General features: G+C 42.2%; 15 protein-coding genes. 4 read left to right on the forward strand and 11 right to left on the reverse strand.

Features of this window, described 5'->3' with window-relative positions:
* Nucleotides 1–67: 67 nt before the first annotated feature.
* Entirely contained in the window at nucleotides 68–1,141 is a 1,074-nt protein-coding gene (locus ACZ47N_RS04970; RefSeq protein WP_464888033.1) for an extracellular solute-binding protein, read from the reverse strand.
* A gap of 315 nt (nucleotides 1,142–1,456) precedes the next feature.
* On the opposite strand from ACZ47N_RS04970, the gene ACZ47N_RS04975 reads away from it, so the two are divergent.
* Both ACZ47N_RS04975 and ACZ47N_RS04980 read left to right on the forward strand, forming a co-directional pair.
* The gene (locus tag ACZ47N_RS04975) at nucleotides 1,457–2,653 is read left to right on the forward strand and encodes an MFS transporter (RefSeq protein ID WP_464888034.1); all 1,197 of its coding nucleotides are present in this window, start codon (nucleotides 1,457–1,459) and stop codon (nucleotides 2,651–2,653) included.
* Nucleotides 2,654–2,693: 40 nt separating this feature from the next.
* Nucleotides 2,694–3,527: a substrate-binding periplasmic protein gene (locus ACZ47N_RS04980; RefSeq protein ID WP_464888035.1), complete on the forward strand. Its 834-nt coding sequence runs from the start codon at nucleotides 2,694–2,696 to the stop codon at nucleotides 3,525–3,527.
* Here ACZ47N_RS04980 and ACZ47N_RS04985 read toward each other — a convergent pair.
* The 5 genes from ACZ47N_RS04985 to ACZ47N_RS05005 form a co-directional block, all read right to left on the reverse strand.
* On the reverse strand, nucleotides 3,492–5,513 hold the full coding sequence (locus ACZ47N_RS04985; RefSeq protein ID WP_464888413.1) for an EAL domain-containing protein: 2,022 nt from the start codon (nucleotides 5,511–5,513) through the stop codon (nucleotides 3,492–3,494). The two genes, ACZ47N_RS04980 and ACZ47N_RS04985, sit on opposite strands and share 36 nt — an antisense overlap.
* A gap of 156 nt (nucleotides 5,514–5,669) precedes the next feature.
* Nucleotides 5,670–6,623, reverse strand: a complete 954-nt coding sequence (locus ACZ47N_RS04990; protein WP_464888036.1) for an acyl-CoA dehydratase activase — start codon at nucleotides 6,621–6,623, stop codon at nucleotides 5,670–5,672.
* Nucleotides 6,620–7,687: a 2-hydroxyacyl-CoA dehydratase gene (locus ACZ47N_RS04995; RefSeq protein ID WP_464888037.1), complete on the reverse strand. Its 1,068-nt coding sequence runs from the start codon at nucleotides 7,685–7,687 to the stop codon at nucleotides 6,620–6,622. The genes ACZ47N_RS04990 and ACZ47N_RS04995 overlap by 4 nt, the downstream gene beginning before the upstream one ends.
* Nucleotides 7,680–8,600: an acyl-CoA dehydratase activase-related protein gene (locus ACZ47N_RS05000; RefSeq protein ID WP_464888038.1), complete on the reverse strand. Its 921-nt coding sequence runs from the start codon at nucleotides 8,598–8,600 to the stop codon at nucleotides 7,680–7,682. The genes ACZ47N_RS04995 and ACZ47N_RS05000 overlap by 8 nt, the downstream gene beginning before the upstream one ends.
* Nucleotides 8,601–8,715: 115 nt before the next feature.
* Entirely contained in the window at nucleotides 8,716–9,732 is a 1,017-nt protein-coding gene (locus tag ACZ47N_RS05005) for a PTS sugar transporter subunit IIC (protein WP_464888039.1), read from the reverse strand.
* 335 nt (nucleotides 9,733–10,067) lie between these two features.
* On the opposite strand from ACZ47N_RS05005, the gene pyrB reads away from it, so the two are divergent.
* Nucleotides 10,068–11,003 carry an aspartate carbamoyltransferase gene (gene pyrB / locus ACZ47N_RS05010; protein WP_464888040.1) on the forward strand — a complete coding sequence of 312 codons (936 nt, stop codon included), beginning with the start codon at nucleotides 10,068–10,070 and terminating at the stop codon, nucleotides 11,001–11,003.
* The gene (locus ACZ47N_RS05015; protein ID WP_464888041.1) at nucleotides 10,997–11,425 is read left to right on the forward strand and encodes an aspartate carbamoyltransferase regulatory subunit; all 429 of its coding nucleotides are present in this window, start codon (nucleotides 10,997–10,999) and stop codon (nucleotides 11,423–11,425) included. The genes pyrB and ACZ47N_RS05015 overlap by 7 nt, the downstream gene beginning before the upstream one ends.
* A gap of 9 nt (nucleotides 11,426–11,434) precedes the next feature.
* Here ACZ47N_RS05015 and ppx read toward each other — a convergent pair whose 3' ends face one another.
* From ppx to ACZ47N_RS05040, 5 genes are all read right to left on the reverse strand, one after another.
* Nucleotides 11,435–12,952, reverse strand: coding sequence for an exopolyphosphatase (gene ppx, locus ACZ47N_RS05020; RefSeq protein WP_464888042.1), 1,518 nt, complete (start codon nucleotides 12,950–12,952; stop codon nucleotides 11,435–11,437).
* 150 nt (nucleotides 12,953–13,102) lie between these two features.
* Complete coding sequence (locus ACZ47N_RS05025) at nucleotides 13,103–14,278, reverse strand: MalY/PatB family protein (RefSeq protein ID WP_464888043.1); 1,176 nt, start codon at nucleotides 14,276–14,278, stop codon at nucleotides 13,103–13,105.
* An 11-nt stretch (nucleotides 14,279–14,289) separates the two neighbouring features.
* Entirely contained in the window at nucleotides 14,290–14,763 is a 474-nt protein-coding gene (locus ACZ47N_RS05030; RefSeq protein ID WP_464888044.1) for a tripartite tricarboxylate transporter TctB family protein, read from the reverse strand.
* Complete coding sequence (locus ACZ47N_RS05035; RefSeq protein WP_464888045.1) at nucleotides 14,760–16,283, reverse strand: tripartite tricarboxylate transporter permease; 1,524 nt, start codon at nucleotides 16,281–16,283, stop codon at nucleotides 14,760–14,762. The genes ACZ47N_RS05030 and ACZ47N_RS05035 overlap by 4 nt, the downstream gene beginning before the upstream one ends.
* Before the next feature lie 89 nt (nucleotides 16,284–16,372).
* A complete protein-coding gene (locus ACZ47N_RS05040; protein ID WP_464888046.1) occupies nucleotides 16,373–17,422 on the reverse strand; it encodes a Bug family tripartite tricarboxylate transporter substrate binding protein in 1,050 nt (349 codons plus the stop codon).
* Nucleotides 17,423–17,541 lie beyond the last annotated feature (119 nt).

Raw genomic sequence — 17,541 nt, forward strand, 5'->3', positions numbered from 1 at the left:
CAGGAATTTATCTATCCATAAGCTAAAGGAAAGAGAAGTCTTCGCTTCTCTTTCCTTTAAAAAACCCTTATTCACCGATAACACGCTTCCATTTCCCAAGAATCTCTTCTCTTTCTCTTCCCATTCTTTCTAAGTCAAAATCAATTAACTGATCCATGCTTAAGGTATCCATTTCTACGGGAGGTGCTACCTTCCCATTTGCCATAATACGAGCATCCGCCTCCATCAACTGTTCCTGTCCATACTCTGATAGATACCAGTCCACCAATACCTTTGCTGCTTCTTTGTTTTCTGAGTGCTCAAAAATGGCGATTGGTGCTGGTATCCATGGAATATGCTCTGCCGGAAATACCCCTACAACAGGTGCGGTTTCCATTAGTCCAAATGTTTGGCCATGAATCGCTGTAAGCCCTATGGCAAACTCACCAGCTGCTACTTTTTGTTGTGGCTCTCCACCACTTTGGGCATAAAAATCAACATTTTCATTGACGGCTTCCCAGAATTCCCAAGCCTCTTCTTCACCCATAACCTGGATCAAACTACTGAGAATTGCGTATTGACCTCCTGAAATACTTGGATCTGCCATAATAATTTCTCCGCTGTATTGAGGATCCATCAGATCTTCCCATTTTTCAGGCATATCAAGACCCAAGTCTTCTATTAATTCTTCATTCACAATAAAGCCGAAGGGAACCAGCGATAATGCCCCGAAATACCCCTCAGGATCCAGATACTTATCATCAATATTGGCAAACTCTGGAGATTCATACTGATAAAGATACCCTAAGTCCCGTGCAGCAAAATAACTGTCTACTCCACCGCCAAACCAGATATCCGTTGTGGTCTCTCCCTCTTCAGCCTGAAGCTGGGAAAGCTTTGCTCCCGTGGATACACTTACCCACTCAATTTCTATGCCTGTTTCTTCTGTAAAGCCGTCAAAAGACCCCTCTGCACCCCCATAAGCCACAGATAGTTCTAATACGGTGCCTTCAAAGGGTCGATCTTGATCCTGCTCCTCTTCCACCTTTGCTTCTTCCACTTCTTCGTGACCCATTACTTCTTCTTCCCCACTATCCCCACCACAAGCAACAAGGGAAACGAGCAATGCTAAAATAAGCATGATCTGTAAAGCCTTTTTCATTGTTAAGTCCTCCTCTTTCAAGTTAGTTTACATCAACAATGCTCCTAAAGATGCATTTCACTCCTTATTATAGAGATGGGAATTTCATAAGTACAATAGCTTTTATCAATGGAATTTCATTTTCCCATCGATAATCTTAATACTCATACTCCAGTCTTATACTTTTGGACCATCAATTCATTAGGCTACCACTATTTTGATCTTCACTTTATTTCAGGTCAACTTCTCCCACACAGGATTGGCGATCTATTTTTCAAGGACTTTCGACCCTTTTCCTTTAGTGTCCAAGAAGCCCTTTGTAAGAGGCTGTACCTCTTGAGAAAAAAGAAGTATAATACCGTTAGAAGGGAAGTGATGGGCATACAGAAACAATTCATCCTCTTATACACATCCATCTACTTTGGACTTGGAGCATTAACTTCTTTGCTGGTGTTACACTTGGAGACCATTGGTTTTTCTGGAACTCAAACTGGAGTCGTTATGGCTGCCGGTTCTTTGGTTCTTATTTTTTCCCAACCATTCTGGGGTATTGTATGCGATAAAACCCGAAAAACCGTAACCGTCCTGAAGTTTACCCTCTTAGCCGCTGGAATCCTGGCATTGCTTCTAGCTGGCATTCAGTCTTTTTATGCTTTTTTAATCTTCTATTGCTTGATGCATTTTTTTCAGGGTGCTAACGCTCCCATATCCGATACCTTAGCCATCAATGCTTCTAATAAGCTGGGGTCCGACTTTGGAGCTTTACGTCAATATGGCGCCATCGGTTTTGCTATGGCGGTTTTTATTGTGAGTAATGTCAGCGAATATGTAGGTTTGAGGGTGATCTTTGTTTTCTATTTCTTAGCCTACCTGATCCCTGCCCTCTTTTTTCGCCCTACTTTTACCGTAGACGAAAGCATCAAAGCCAATATTTTAGGCGGCCTGAAGGATCTCCTTAAAATTCCTGAGTATCGATGGATTCTACTAGGCACTTTTTTTACTTTTGGCCCTGTCGTGGCCAACAACAATTACTTTAGTCTGCTCTTTCGCTATAGTGGCGGCTCCTTAGCCGGCATCGGTTTGGCCTTTCTTCTGTTTGCCGGAAGCGAAGCACCCTTTATGAAACTTTCGAATCGAATTATTAAAAAATTCGGTATTGAAAACACCCTTATCCTCGCAGCCACCGTTTCTATGATCCGATGGTTTTGGTACAGCCGAGGCCCTGCTCCAGTGCTAATGCTGGTCTTCTTTGTTCTCCAAGGCCTCTCCGTAGGCCTTTACATTGTAACAGCTGCTCAGTACGTAGCAGAAATATCCTTGCCCTCCTTAAGAATAACCGCCATGACCATTTATGCCTCCGCCGGAATAGGCTTAGGGGGTATTGCTTGCCAAATGGCCGGTGGTGTCCTCCTAGATTATTTTGACGTTCTAGGGATCTATTTATTTTTCGGCCTCTCCACCATGGTTGGAATCGGTTGTTTGCTACGCCTAAAGTCAAAAAGGCCTTCAGCAAGTATCCTTCTTAAGCCTTAATACCTAGAAACCACAGTTTACAAAAGAAAGGGATGAAGCCATGCGTAAAAAAAAGTCTTTCTTGTTGGTGCTATTGCTTATCCTCTCCCTGTTGGTGTCTTCCTGTGCTAGCAACCAACCAAAAGAAGAACATAAAAATGAGCCTATCCCCAAGGAAGAGACTCAACCCCATTCAAATAAAATTATTACGTCTGCCAGCGATCCATGGGCACCTTTTGCTGACCCAGATCATCCAGAACAAGGAGTTGTTATCCATCTTGTGAAGGCGGCTTTTGAAAGCCAAGGGTATACCCTCCAGCATGAATTTATGCCTTGGTCTAGAGCTTGGGTCCATATGCTCAGCGGAGACATTGATGTTGTACCACAAACTTGGTATACCCAAGAGCGTGCAGAAAAAGTGCTGTTTTCAGATGCGATCCTTCATAGCCAGTTAAAGTTTATCATGCTAAAAGGAAAAGATTTTGAATATACCGGCATCGACAGTTTGCGTGGCAAAACCATTGGCACTGTCATCGATTACGGCTACACCGATGCTTTTATTCAAGCCACTCACTTTGAAAGACACGAAAACTGCTCCTTCCTCGCCAATCTTAAAATGCTAAAAAACCACCGTATCGATTTAGTAGTGGAAGACAGCCTCGTGGCTAGCTATTCCCTATGGCAGGAAGCACCGGAGTTAATAGCGGAACTTGAATTCCTTCAAGAACCGCTTTCCACCAACCCTTTATACCTTGTGTCCAGTTTCGAAAACCCCCGCCATCAGGAAATGATCACCGCTTTTAATAAGGGACTGGCTGAAATTAAAGCCAATGGCACCTACGACAAGATCTTGTCCGAGTTACGCCCTTATGGAAAAGATTTCCCCCCCCTGTAGCAAGACTTGCACCTGATGAGCCCCTAATGGACGACTGAAGAAATACCCCTGGCCCCAGTGGCACCCTTCCTGTTGAAGGAATTCCAGCTGCTCTCTGGTTTCGATTCCTTCTGCCACCATATGGAGTTTAAGGGATTTAGCCATTGCGATAATGGCTGTAGCAATGCTTTTGGCATGGTGATTTTTTTCTGCATTCATTACAAAGGAACGATCAATCTTAATGGTGTCGATGGGTAGTTTTACTAGATAACTCAAAGACGAATAACCAGTGCCAAAATCATCGATGGCAATCCGAATCCCCATTTCCCGAAGAGCGTTCAACTTAGCAACACTCTCTTGAACCTTGTGAATCACCGCACTTTCCGTCAACTCCAATTCTACCTCTTGGGCTTCAACTCCACTATCTTTCAATTGCTGCTCCATCGTGCGTAAAAAATCCTTCGCTTCAAACTGTTCCATGGATACATTAATGGATATGGTTTTATTGGGATATCCATGATCTTTCCACGCAGCCTGTTGACTAAGGGCTTCTTTGATTACCCACTTGCCCAAGGGATGAATAAGACCTGTTTTTTCTGCCAGTGGTATAAATCGATCCGGTGGTATAAAGCCCTTTTGGGGATGTTTCCACCTAGCCAAGGCTTCCATTCCACGAATAGCACCTGTACTCATTTCTATAATCGGTTGATATTCCAAATACAACTCTTCTTTTTCCAGGGCTTCCAGCAATTCTTCTTCCATTTCAGTTTCTGCCATTTTTTCTTTGCGAACCGCATCATCGTATACCAATACACCAGTATTTTTCCGCTCTCGAACAATGTTTTTCGCAAAACCTGCGTTTTTCAAAAGACTATCTAATTCTTTCCCATGGGCTGGATAGGAGCTAATTCCTACTGAAAAATTCAAAACGAAAAACTGCCCATCCATTTCATAAGGTCGATTCATCTCCGCAATCAATTCTTTCATAAACCCTTCTATCGCTTCTTTATTTTTGAAAGACCTGGTGCACATCACCAAATCATTGCTCGTGCCACGATATACCCTTGTCTCTTCCATGCCGAAAGAATTCATCCGACGGGCAGCTCCTCGTAAAAGCTGATTTCCCTTCTGGTAACCATAATTCTCATTAATATTACGAACGCCTCCAGCTTCCACTACCACAATAAACAATCCTTCTTCCTGATCTATCCTTCTTTTTTCTGATGTTAAGTGGATAAAATGCTGATAAAGGGCCCGGTGATTTGGTAGGTCCGTAACGCTGTCGAAATAGGTTAATTCTCTAATTTTATCTATGGATTCTTCTAGTTCCAGTGACGTATCCGTCAACTCTTTAATTTTTTTCTGTAAGGTATCCGCCATTAGGTTAAATCCTTTGGATAACTCGCCCACTTCATCATTGGCAGTAACAGATGCTCTTACATCCAGGTCTCCATCGGATAAGGCCTCGGCTACCAGAGTCAGTTGGCCCAGTGGTTTGGTAATGTGCTTGGAAATAAACGTGACCACCATCATCAACACCGCCATAAGAATGACTATCTGAACCACCCCTCCCACTACATGGGCAGCAAGCTCTGCTTTTATGTACTGGGTTGTTAACCCTAGCTGGAGACTCCCTATTGCTTCCTCATTGTGAAAGATCTCTTTTGTTGCATAGACCATTTCATCAGAATCCCTTGGAGAATTTGAAACCAAAACCTCGTCTGTTGCATAGTCCCGAACTACCAAACTCCCAACTTCCCGATCTTGAAATAAAGCTTCAACTGCGGACTCAATGGCTTCGTCGTTGTAATTCCAAACCGGATTGCTTAATGAAATAGAAGCTACTTTTGATAAAAAAGCCACCTTTTCTTCTAAGGCCTTTAGGTTGTTTCGGTACTCATTTCCCATGGTGATGAGCATATAAAGAGACATGACCACCACTAAACTTATGGAAACACAAAGGACTATTTTACCAGCAATGGTGTTGCGTTTATAAAACCTTCCCATAAACTCCACCGCAATGCCTCCTTTAGAGTGAAAACTGATTTGTATTTTATTATACCAAATGGATTCACTCTACCGTCCATTTAATGCATCTATTCTAATGATTGATGATTAGATCGCTTCCAAAGTCCCAAGAAGAAACTCCAAGATGTCAGGATGTCAGGATGTCTTAATAGATCCTTTTTCGCACTTGTTTCCCCATGCATCGATTAATTCATGGTCTCGATACACACACATGATTTCACAGCTATTGGCACACTTGTCGCAATCTACTCCCTTGGTTGTAAAATTCATTTCTGTAATGGCAAAGCTAAAGGGCTTTTCCTCTTTAGATTTCTGGGCCAGAATAGCCGTGCCTAAAGCACCAGTCAAGTGGCCGTTTTTATCCACTAATATTTTATGGCCGGTTATTTCCTCAAAGGCTTTGATCACTCCTTGATTTTTGCTGACTCCTCCCTGAAACACAATAGGCGGAAGAATTTTTTTCCCTTTTCCAACATTGTTTAAATAATTGCGTACCACGGAATGGCATAATCCAGCAATAATATCTTCTGTCTGATGTCCCATCTGTGCTTTATGAACCAAGTCAGATTCGGCAAATACCGTACATCGAGCTGCTAATCGTGTGGGTTGAGAAGATGTTAAGGCCAATTTACCAAAATCCTCTACTTCTACGCCAATGCGGTGGGCCTGACTGGCTAAAAAGGAGCCGGTACCAGCGGCACACAAGGTGTTCATGGCATAATCTACCACCATCCCATTTTCAATGAGAATAATTTTAGAATCTTGTCCGCCTATCTCAAAAATAGTCCGAACTTCTGGATACAAAGAGGTGGTTCCAATGGCATGTGCCGTTATCTCGTTCTTCACCACAGCTGCCTCCGTCATGGCGCCAATCAGTTTTCGAGCGCTCCCAGTAGTCCCAACGGTCACCACTTCATAGGCCTGTTCTTCCATCTGACTTTTCAAGTTATCCAGTAGTTTCGTCACGGTTTCTATGGGTTTACATTCTGTCATCAAATAGGCTTGTGCCACTATCTGTCGGTCTTCATTGATCACCACGGCTTTGGTAGAAATGGATCCTATGTCTATGCCTAAATATGCTTTTTTCATCTCTCCACCTCATTTCTCATAACAATCATATCGTAAAATGCTTCTAGGCGTGTCTGTATCCCTGTATCGCTAGTTTGCGTATCAAAACTAAAATACAGAATAGGAATTTTATAGTCTTCGCTGATGTTTTGCAACACAGGAATGGCGTCCATCTCTGGCGTACATCCAAAGGATTTCACATGGATAATGCCATCGTATCTTTTTTTAGCAAAGTCTAGGGCTTTATGAATGGTATACATAGCCGTTGCCCCCATATCATATTTCACATAGGGTTTTATACGCTCTTTTACTTCTTTTTCTGGTGGGTGAATGACAGAATTGGTGATATTCATCCACCGATCCACGACAATCCCCATTTTTGCCAGTTCTTTTTCAATAAAATGGTTGCTGAAGGGCTCCATAATGGTGTAGTATTCGCCTACAATACCTACTCGGTATGGTTTATGGGGTTTTTTTAGCTCTACTTGTTTAAATTCTTTTTTGCAGGCATTAAACAACGCCTTTAGCTGACGTTTGCCTTCAACCCGTTGTAATTCATCCAGGTATTTTTCATAGATGGCTTGTAGGGACCCTTCTTCCTCTTCAAATCCACTATTTTTTCGTATATAATCTTCCATTTCATCCGTATATTCCAACATTTTTAAAAACACTGGCACTACTTTCCCGATTTGCTTCATGGTCATTTCTGGGTTAATATCTTTAAACAATTGATACATGGTTAGTGGTTTTGGAAAACTGGCTTTTGCTGTATTAATAAATTCTACGTCATAGCCTAAATCCCGAAGAATCTGCTCATGTAGTTCTCCATAATAGCCTAATCGACAAACCCCTCCGGTTTGCACCAAAGTATTGGCGCCTGCTTCAATGGTTTCGATGTAATTCCCCAGGTTATATTTAAAAGGGGTGCAGACATAATCTGGGCTATGCTGACTTCCAATTTCCAGTGTTTTTTTGGTGATGGCTGGCGGAAGGACATAGTCCATTCCCATGCCTTCCGTAAAAAGATATTTTAAAGGTGCCCAATAGTTTCCAATATGAGGAAAGCTGATTCGGTGGTTAGACATAGGTTTCACCTCTCTTGAAGTTAATAATATCCACAAAGCTCTCTAGTCGGGTTTCCATACCAGCACTGCCTTCTTGGCCATCCAAGGTTAAATGAAGCATCGGAAGGTCTGGAAAACGACGGCTAACCATCTCGTTCACTAAGGAGTCTGGACCACAGGGAAAAGAACTGACCAAGATGACTCCGTCCACTCTATCTTGATACAAGGAAACCGCTCCCACCAATTCTTTATTAAAAGCCCAAGGCAATGTTTCGGATACTTTTTTGGACTCTGCAATGGCTTCTTTTCGATTTGCTGCTTCCGCCATCAAAGGGATCACCCCCAATTCCCTTAGGTAGTAAAGAATAGGCGTTCCAATATAATGATCATCGATATTATATCGATGTGCCACCAAAAGAATTTTAATACCAGAAGCCCTAAGCTGCTCTTCCTGTTTTTTTGTCTCCATAATTTCAACGGATTTCTGAGTTTGTCTGGCAATAAGGTAGGCTCTCATGCTGGAAGACCGTTTTTTTCCAAGTCTCTTCCCCATCTTTACGAAGCCTCTAAACTCTGCATCTGCATTTTTAAAATCCAGATTATAATCTAGTAGCTGAAGGGAATCACTTCTGAAGGTATTGTGCACCAAATCATAAAGTGCCCTAAATTTCGTGCAGACGGTTCCATCACTGCCATAATTGGCAATCCTTGGAATTAGGATCATATCGCAGCGATGAATGAGCCACGCCACATGACCAAGATAAATTTTAGAAGAAAGACAGGCTTCATCAATCCCATAGGTATTTCCCTCTTCCAGGATTTCACTTGTGGTTTCTGGACTCACAATATATTCAATATCTAGTTCTTCAAAAAATGTTTTCCATAAATGTTGGTATCGATGATACAAAAAAGCCCTGGGGATCCCAATCACCATAGTAACTCACAGCTCCTTCAGTAGGTTATATTTCAAATCAGTATTGGCTCTCCAATTGTTTTCTACCCTAAATCCCTTGTCTTTATCGGATCTCAAGCCAGCTAGTGCTCAGGAATCATTTGCCTTGTGCCGGCAGTTTCATATCCCCTGCCTTAATCCATCCTTTGCTTCGCATAAACCTATACATTAAATAAGATACCAATACTGGAAGCAGTAAATGAAGCAGACCCATTTTTATCCATACCTGGCTGCTCATGCCCATGGCTTCAATGGTACCAAACTGCCCCACCAATCCACTGGTCCCCATACCAGCACCAGTGGCCACGTTCTCCATGGGAAGAATGGTGGTAGCCAAGGGGCCAAGGATGGCGGCTGCCAAGGTAGGAGGAATCCAGATAAGGGGATTTCGAAGAATATTAGGTATCTGGAGCATAGACGTGCCCAATCCCTGAGACAAAAGACCACCCCATCCATTATCTTCATAGCTTGTAACTGCAAATCCCATCATTTGGCAGCAGCAACCTACGGTGGCAGCTCCTGCTGCAATCCCACTGAGTTCCAGCATAATACAAAGGGCGGCACTAGAAATAGGTAAGGTCAGGGACATGCCTACAATAACGGCTATCAACAGACCCATAGGAAGTGGATGCATTTCTGTGATCGCCATAATAAGTCCACCAAGTTGTATCATAAAACCACCGATGATGGGTCCAATAAACATGCCAGTTAATACACCAGTGATCATGGTTGTTACTGGTGTCAGCACAATATCCACTTTGGTTTCACCTGATACTAATTTGCCACATTCCGCCCCAATCACTGCTGCCACAAAGCACCCGGCTGGTCCTCCCATCTGATACCCAGCCATGCCCGTCACCGTAGAGGTAAACATTACCAACGCTGGTGCCTTGAGGCCAAAGGCCACCGCCACGCCGATGGCTGGCCCAGCCATACTCATAGCCATGCTTCCCATTTCTTCTAAAAGATCCATGCCCAACTGTTCTCCCAACACCTGAAGAATCAGTCCCACAATCAAGGAGGCGAAGAGACCAAGTGCCATGGCTCCCATGGCTTCGATCCCATAACGCTTCAGAGAAAATACAAGGTTTTTACGTTTTAAAAAAGAGTTCATCTTTGGCTCCTTTCACACTCCTATTGTTTCCACAGGTTGATACTTATGACTATCTTAGCAGAAGTATCCCCCAAATGGGGTTCTTGTTAAAATTTAATCAACCTATTTATGTTTGCTTTGGTTTTTTTGCTTCCGATTCTGGAAATATGGGCTTGACCTTCTGCTCCTATCGTGATATCCTAAACAAAATATGAATGAGCAATCCCTTTAACCTGGTCCCGTGAGGCTAGAAAGGCATGCAAGCATTTGACCGGAGACGTGTCTGCCTTTTTGTTCCCTTGGGAATGAAAAGGCTTTTTGTTTGCAGGAAAAGGGACTCAAAGGAGGCATTTCTTTTGGAATTAAAAGGAAGACATCTGATTGATCCCCACGATTTATCCCTAAAGGAATTAGATGCATTATTGAATGTGGGCCTTAAAATGTATGAAAACCCAGATCTTTTTAGCCAATGCTGTAACGGAAGAATTTTGGGCACTTTATTCTATGAACCCAGTACCCGTACCCGATTAAGCTTTGAATCAGCGATGCTGAGGCTTGGGGGACGGGTGCTGGGTTTTTCCGATGCAGGGAGCAGTAGTGCTTCTAAAGGAGAAAGTTTGGCGGATACCATCCGAGTACTGGATGATTATGCAGATGTGTTGGTTATGCGCCATCCCCGGGAAGGGTCTGCTAAGCTGGCAGCAGAGTATGCCACTGTACCTGTAATCAATGGAGGAGACGGTGGGCATCAGCATCCTACCCAAACCTTAACAGATTTATTAACCTTAAAAAAGTATGTTGGTGACATTCAACATTTAAAGGTAGCTTTTTGTGGTGATCTTCTTTTTGGTCGAACGGTTCACTCACTGATCAAAACCCTAAGTCGCTTTCCGGGCATGGAGTTTTTTCTGGTTTCACCACCAGAACTCCGTATTCCCTCTCATTTAAAAGACGAACTGCGACATGAATATGACGTTTCTCTCACAGAAATCGAACAGTTGGAGGATTGTGTCGAAGAAATTGATTTGCTCTATATGACCCGAATTCAGAAAGAACGTTTTTTCAATGAAGAGGACTACATTAAGTTGAAGGATAGTTTTATCCTTTCCAGAGAGAAGTTGGCCACAGCTAAGGAATCTCTTTCTATTTTACATCCATTGCCTCGAGTCAACGAAATTCAATACGATGTGGATGAAGATCCAAGAGCTCGTTATTTTGAACAAGCAAAAATGGGGGTTTATATTCGAATGGCACTCATCTGTGCCTTATTGGGGGTGGAATTACCATGTTAGAAGTAACTGCACTTAAAAAAGGAATTGTTATTGATCATATTCCAGCAGGGAAAGGCTTGAAAATCTTCGAGAAACTTCGATTGGATCGGCATCAGGCTCAAGCGGTACTTTTAATGCATGTGAAAAGTCGCAAACGTGGGGCTAAGGATATTATTAAAATTCAAGACGACTTAACGGTGGATCTGCGGATTTTAGGCCTTATCGATCCTGGAATTACGGTGAATTACATTGAAAATGAGGAAATTATTGAAAAACAATTAGCCGGCCTTCCCAAGGTGGTAAAAGGATTGTTTCAATGCAAAAATCCCCGGTGCATTACCGGGGTAGATGATTGCGCTATACCTGAATTCACACTGGTTCCCAACGGGAAGATCCAGTATAAATGTTCTTATTGTGGGACTCTGACAGAGTACAAGTTATAGAAGGGTAGGCTATACAATAAACAGTTTCCGATGGTATCTTTTTTTGAATTCCTTGCCGAAAGTCATAGCACTGGTGACTTCCAACTCCGGTGGATTTTCGGCTTTCACCATCACCTGAACGTCTTCTTCTGTTACATAGCATACCAAATCTTCTACACTTCCATATTCACTGCGATCCAGTTTTTCTGCTATTTTTAGGAAGAGACTTAGGCTTTCTACCTTTTCCATATCTTCTTCCGTTACCAACATGTCAAACTGTCTCCAGTCTTCTTTCAGATTGGTTTCCCGATGTGAACCTACTAAAAAAGCTACCATGACTCGTTCATAATTTCTCAGCCCATTTATACGAACATTCAAAGCCATGTAAAAACCATGCTTATGATGGTTGTAATAATCGATGCTCATTCCCAGATCATGGAGCAGTGCCGCCACTGCCAATAATTTCCGCTCGTCTTCTCCCATACCATGAAGTGCAAGGGTTTGATCAAATAGGGCTAGGGCTAACTTTTTCACTCGATGGCAATGCTTTTCATTCATGCCAAAATTTTTAATGATATTGTCTGCCGAATGAAATAATACATCTTCCAGAACTGGATTGGGATAGTCTATTTCCTGAAGATATCGTTGAAAGAAAACCCCTTCTCTCAGGCCATGACCACTGATCACCAAGGTTTCAGTTTCCAGTTTTTTCATGATGGCATGGACTGGTGCCAACCCAGCGGCTATAATATCCGCCCGATCTTTGTTGATGCCAGGAAGCTTCCTTATTTCTGGCACGGTTCCTTTTGTAACCTTGCTATATGCCTCTTCTACTTCGGCAAAGGTCATTTGATAGTTATGCAGACTTTCCATGGGATAGCCAATTTTATGCTTATCCATCTTAGCCAAAGTCCGAATCGTACCCCCCAACCCAATAATAGGATACTGTTTCAAGGGTTGAAGCCATTCTAATTTTTCCAATTCTTTTGTGATGCAGGCTTCTACTCGCTCTACTTTTTCTGGTGTAATGCATTCTCGTCCAATAAATTTTTCTGTTAAGGTCACGGCACCAAAATCCAAGGAAACCGATTCTTTCAGTTCATTGTTTTCAATCCAACCTATTTCCGTGCTGGCTCCTCCTATATCAATGGTGATCCCTCGCTCTACCGGAAGGGTATTCACCACTCCCAGGTATCCGTAATAAGCTTCTTCTTCTCCACTAATCACACGAAACTGAAACCCAGTTTCGGCTTCCACTTTTTCTAAAAACATTTGTTGATTGGCAGCACCTCGAACAGCGGCTGTGGCTATGGGAAGTACATGATCTGTCTGATGCACCTGAAGCAGTCTACGGAATAGTTTCAGGGTGTTCATGGTTCGTTTGATAGGTAGGGGCTTAAGAATGCGTTCCTCTCCCATACCTTCGCTTAAACGCACCATATCTTTTACTTGATCCAACATTTTGTAGGATCCATCGGCGTATACTTTCATTAACAGCATACGAATTGAATTGGATCCCAGATCGATAACCGCAATTTTTTTATCCATGGTTCATTCCTTTCAATGACTGGGAACATGAGTAATCAGGTCATTTCCTAAGGGCGTATAAAGGCTGCTCCTTGTTTTCTATCCCTCTACTTGTCCTCATTGTACCATGAAATAAGAAGCTTAACATAGAAGCTTCTCTTCTTTAGTTCATTATCCTTGAAGGGCATGAATCAATCGAGAAACCCCTTCTTCTAATGTTTGTCTGGGACAAGCCAGGTTCATCCTAAAGAACCCGCTTCCTCCTGTGCCAAAACCATTGCCATTACTTACTAATATTTTCCCTTTTTCTAAAAAGAGTTGGTGTAGGGTTTCCGGATCGTAGCCTGATTGACGCCCATCTACCCACGCCAAATAGCCAGCTTGTGCTTCCGTTACCCTAAGACAAGAAGTTTCTTTTTCTAAAGTCTCCTGCAGGTACTGATGGTTTTTTCCAATATACGCTATTACTTCTTCCAACCACTGATTCCCTTCCCTATAGGCAGCTTGTGCCGCTGTAACCCCTAACAAATTGGGTTTATTGTACCCGTCGCATAGCATTGCTTGGTAATAGGATTCTCGAAGATTCGGTGACGGAATAAAAGTGCTTGAAATTTCAAGACCTGCTACATTAAATGCTTTATGGGGTGCTGTACATAGTATTCCGTTTTGTTCAAAGGATTTATTCACGGATAAGTAGGGAATATGTTGATAGGCGGGTAAGGTTAAATCCGCATGGACTTCATCTGCAATAACCAGCACTTTGTATTTTTCACATAGTTTCCCTATGGTTTCCAACTCTTCATAGGTCCATACCCTCCCTACCGGATTATGGGGACTGCACAATAGAAAAATTTTAACATTTTCCTGAAGCTTGTTTTCAAAGTCTTCAAAATCTATTTCATATCCTCTATCTGTTTGAACCAACGGGTTTTCTACTACTTTTCGATGATTGCTAGCAATCAGATGTGCAAAACTTCCATACACTGGTGGCTGAATTAATACCGCATCTCCCTTTTGACTAAATACCCGAACCAACCTTGTAAGAACAGATACCAGATTCCCTCCATGTATTATCCACTCTTTCTCCGCTCTCCATCTATATTTGACTTTCATCCAATCAAGTACACTCTGATAATATGCCTCATAATCACCTGCATATCCTAAAACTCCATGTTGTAGTTTTGCTGCTATTGCTTCTCTTACGACAGGGGGACTTTTAAAATCCATATCGGCTACCCACATAGGCAGTAATCCTTGGTCATTAATGCCTAGCCGTTCTTGAATTCCATCCCATTTAAGAGAACCCGTATTCCGACGGTCTACTTTTTCATCAAATTGATTGGTCACTGGAATCCTCCTCACAAGTTTATTTTGAGTATACTTGAAAAAAAATAATACATAACCAAAGCGGTAGTTCCACTTATCCCAATTATTTGAATTGGTTTAATGTATCCAAAGCAGATTAGTGCTGCCATTATACCTCCACTTGTAAGGATTCGATAGTCTACCCTAGGCATCAAAAAAACAAATCCACACATGATTCCCATCAAGAGTATCACCTTCATATTTTCTTTCAGCAATGTCTTACCATGAGATTTTTTAATGGATTCTTCCACCTGGCTTCCTTTCTTTTGAACAGCGTGATACAGGATCCCTACAGAACTAATGAAGATCAAACCAGTCCAAAGCTTGGGAGTGAACTGTGGATCCCTGAAAAAATAGTGAACTTCGCCTCTCACAATCACCGTTCTAGGTATAAAACTTAACCAAAGATACAGAGATGTTATAATCCCCAGGATCCCAACCATAAAGTCTTTATTTGCAGTGCTCATGAATGCACCTGCCTTTCAGCTTTATGCTTATGTTTGATTTTTTGACGTGCTACCAATCCAATAGCAATTAGACACAAAACAAATCCAGCCTTACTAATATTGGATTCAAGAAAAATGCTCCAATCTCCTGTTGTTGTTTGCAAGGCTCTTCGAAACCCTCTTTCAAGCCGACCTGCTAAGATAAAGGACATGGCCATCGGCGCTACTGGAATCTGACACTTTTTCATTCCATAGGCAAAAAATCCTATGCCTATCATAACGGCTACATCCAGCATTCGATTGTTGATGGAGTACACCCCTGTTAAACATACAAAAAGTACAATCGGATAAATGATTCTAGGATCTCTTTTCAACGTCCAAATCAGCGGTTTTACCAACGCCCCAGCAAAGAGCATATTGATGATATTGGCTATTATAAGGGCAAAAAAAATGGCATAAATCACATCCCCGTGATCTCTAAAAACCCCTGGCCCCGGTGCAATACCCTGCAATCGCAAACCCGCCAACAATAAAGCAGCCACAGAGCTTCCTGGAATACCAAGCAGGAACATAGGCAGCATATTGGCACCAGAAACAGCGCTATTACCTGCTTCTGCCGCTATAACTCCTGGCAAAACTCCTTCCCCAAAGTATCCATCTTTTGTTTTTCCACCATAGGCAGATTTACTGACACTATAACTAAGAAATCCCGCAGCAGAAGCTCCTAAACCTGGTAGCACTCCAACTGCTGTGCCAATGCCAGTTCCAATCCAAAAGGATTTTAAACTTTCTTTAATATCTTGCTTGGTTAAAGAGCCTCCACTCATGGAGTGATGGGAACTTCTCCCTTTTTGATTATCTTTATCCAATGAATTTAGATTGATTAGGATCTCAGAAATGGCAAATATCCCTATTAGCACCGCTACCATCTCTAGGCTTTGTAAACGTCCCATAGTCGATCCAATGCCAAGTCGGGGAGTTCCAATAACAGGATCTACACCGACAGAACCAATTAGAAGTCCTATGCCCATAGAAAGAAAGCCTTTCCACATAGAATCCCCTGCCAGAGTTGCCGTCAGAATCAAGGCTACGGCTATAATCCAAAATAACTCCGGCGGTCCAAAAAGGAGGGCTAATCTTGCCAAGGAAATTGATCCAGCAATTAAAAATAAATCGCTGATAATATCCGCAAATCCAGAACTAAGAATAGCTCCTTGCAGCGCTTTTTTCCCTTCTCCTCTTTGATGCATTGGATATCCATCAATAACTGTAGCAGCTGCTCCTGCGGTTCCAGGTGTATTTAAGAGAATAGCTGAAATAGACCCTCCCAATAAAGAACCTTTATATAAACCAATCAACAGGATCATAGCGGCCACTGGCTCTACTCCAAAAGTAATCGGAAGTAGCACCCCAATCCCAATGGAAGGACCAAGGCCCGGGATTGCTCCTAATGCCAACCCAACCCCAACTCCCAGACACATAAAAATAAGTGCCTGCCACGTAAAAACCATAGATGCTGATTGTACAATAATTTCTAACATGCTGACACCTGCCTTTTTAGTTTCCTATAAAAAGGGTCATTTGATATTTTCATTATCAAATGACCTCATCCATTTCCATTTATTCGTGATTAACTCCCAAAGTTCTGAAGTACTTCTTCAAACCTAATGGCTTGTTCACACATTTCTTTTAGGGTTCGTTGAAACTCTTCATGACCTTGGTAATAAGCCTTCATTCCTTGATCTTCTAGCATGGAAACAAAGCCTTCATTTGTAAACATTTCTTGGAAGCTGCTATCCAAGTAGTCGACAATTTCCTGTGGCGTATCTGCTGGTGCATAGATGGATACAACGCCATACTGAGACATTCCTAAAGCATCACTTACTTCAGGATATTCTTCTATAGATGGAATACCATCATAGAAAGCATAGGGCAATGTTGAAAGAACAAGGACAGAACCATCTTCGTGATAAGGAATAATACCAGGCATAGCACCAAAATACACATCTATATGTCCTCCAGCTGTCTGTGTTGCTGCTTCGCCACCACTATCTTGATGAACCACCGTCATGTCATTACCTATATCTCTTAATACTTCACGCCATACATCAAACAAAACGCTGGAGTATCCAACGGTAAGTTCTCCTGGGTTTGATTCAGTATACTCTAGTAAATCTCCAAAATCTTCAATCCCCAAGTCTTGAGCCGTTTCAGCATTCATTGCAATGGCAAATTGATTCATTGCAATTCTAGATACACCTACAATATCTTCGTATGTATAGGTAACATCTTCTGGCATGGCTAAGGGACTATATCCAAAAGCTGAATCTGTTGTAGCCAATAACGTGTATCCATCTGGTTCGCTATCAATCACATGCTGAGCACCAATGGTAAAGGCTGCGCCAGGCATATTCGTCACTTCTACAGAGGTTCCCAGATAGTCTGAATGGGCTGCAATAGCACGAGCGGTAAGGTCTATTGATCCACCAGTTCCAGAAGACACTACAATTTGTATTGGCTTTTCAGGAAAACTATTCTCCTCTTCTGTTTCCTTTATTTCAGAGGTTTTAGATGTTTCCGTACTTTCACCAACCTCCTCTTCAGTCCCATTAGAACACCCTATTATAAGACCTACCATCAATAACAGTGCCAGCAAGATGCTTCCATGTCTTTTTAACATTCACTTTCCTCCTATGCTTATTTATGTTTTTTCTGAAACACCTTGGTCATTATAGCATAGGCCTTCTCGTAATAGAAATTGATATTTTCTATCAGATTTCAGTTTCTCATAAAGAAATT

The sequence above is a fragment of the Tindallia texcoconensis genome (assembly GCF_055383815.1).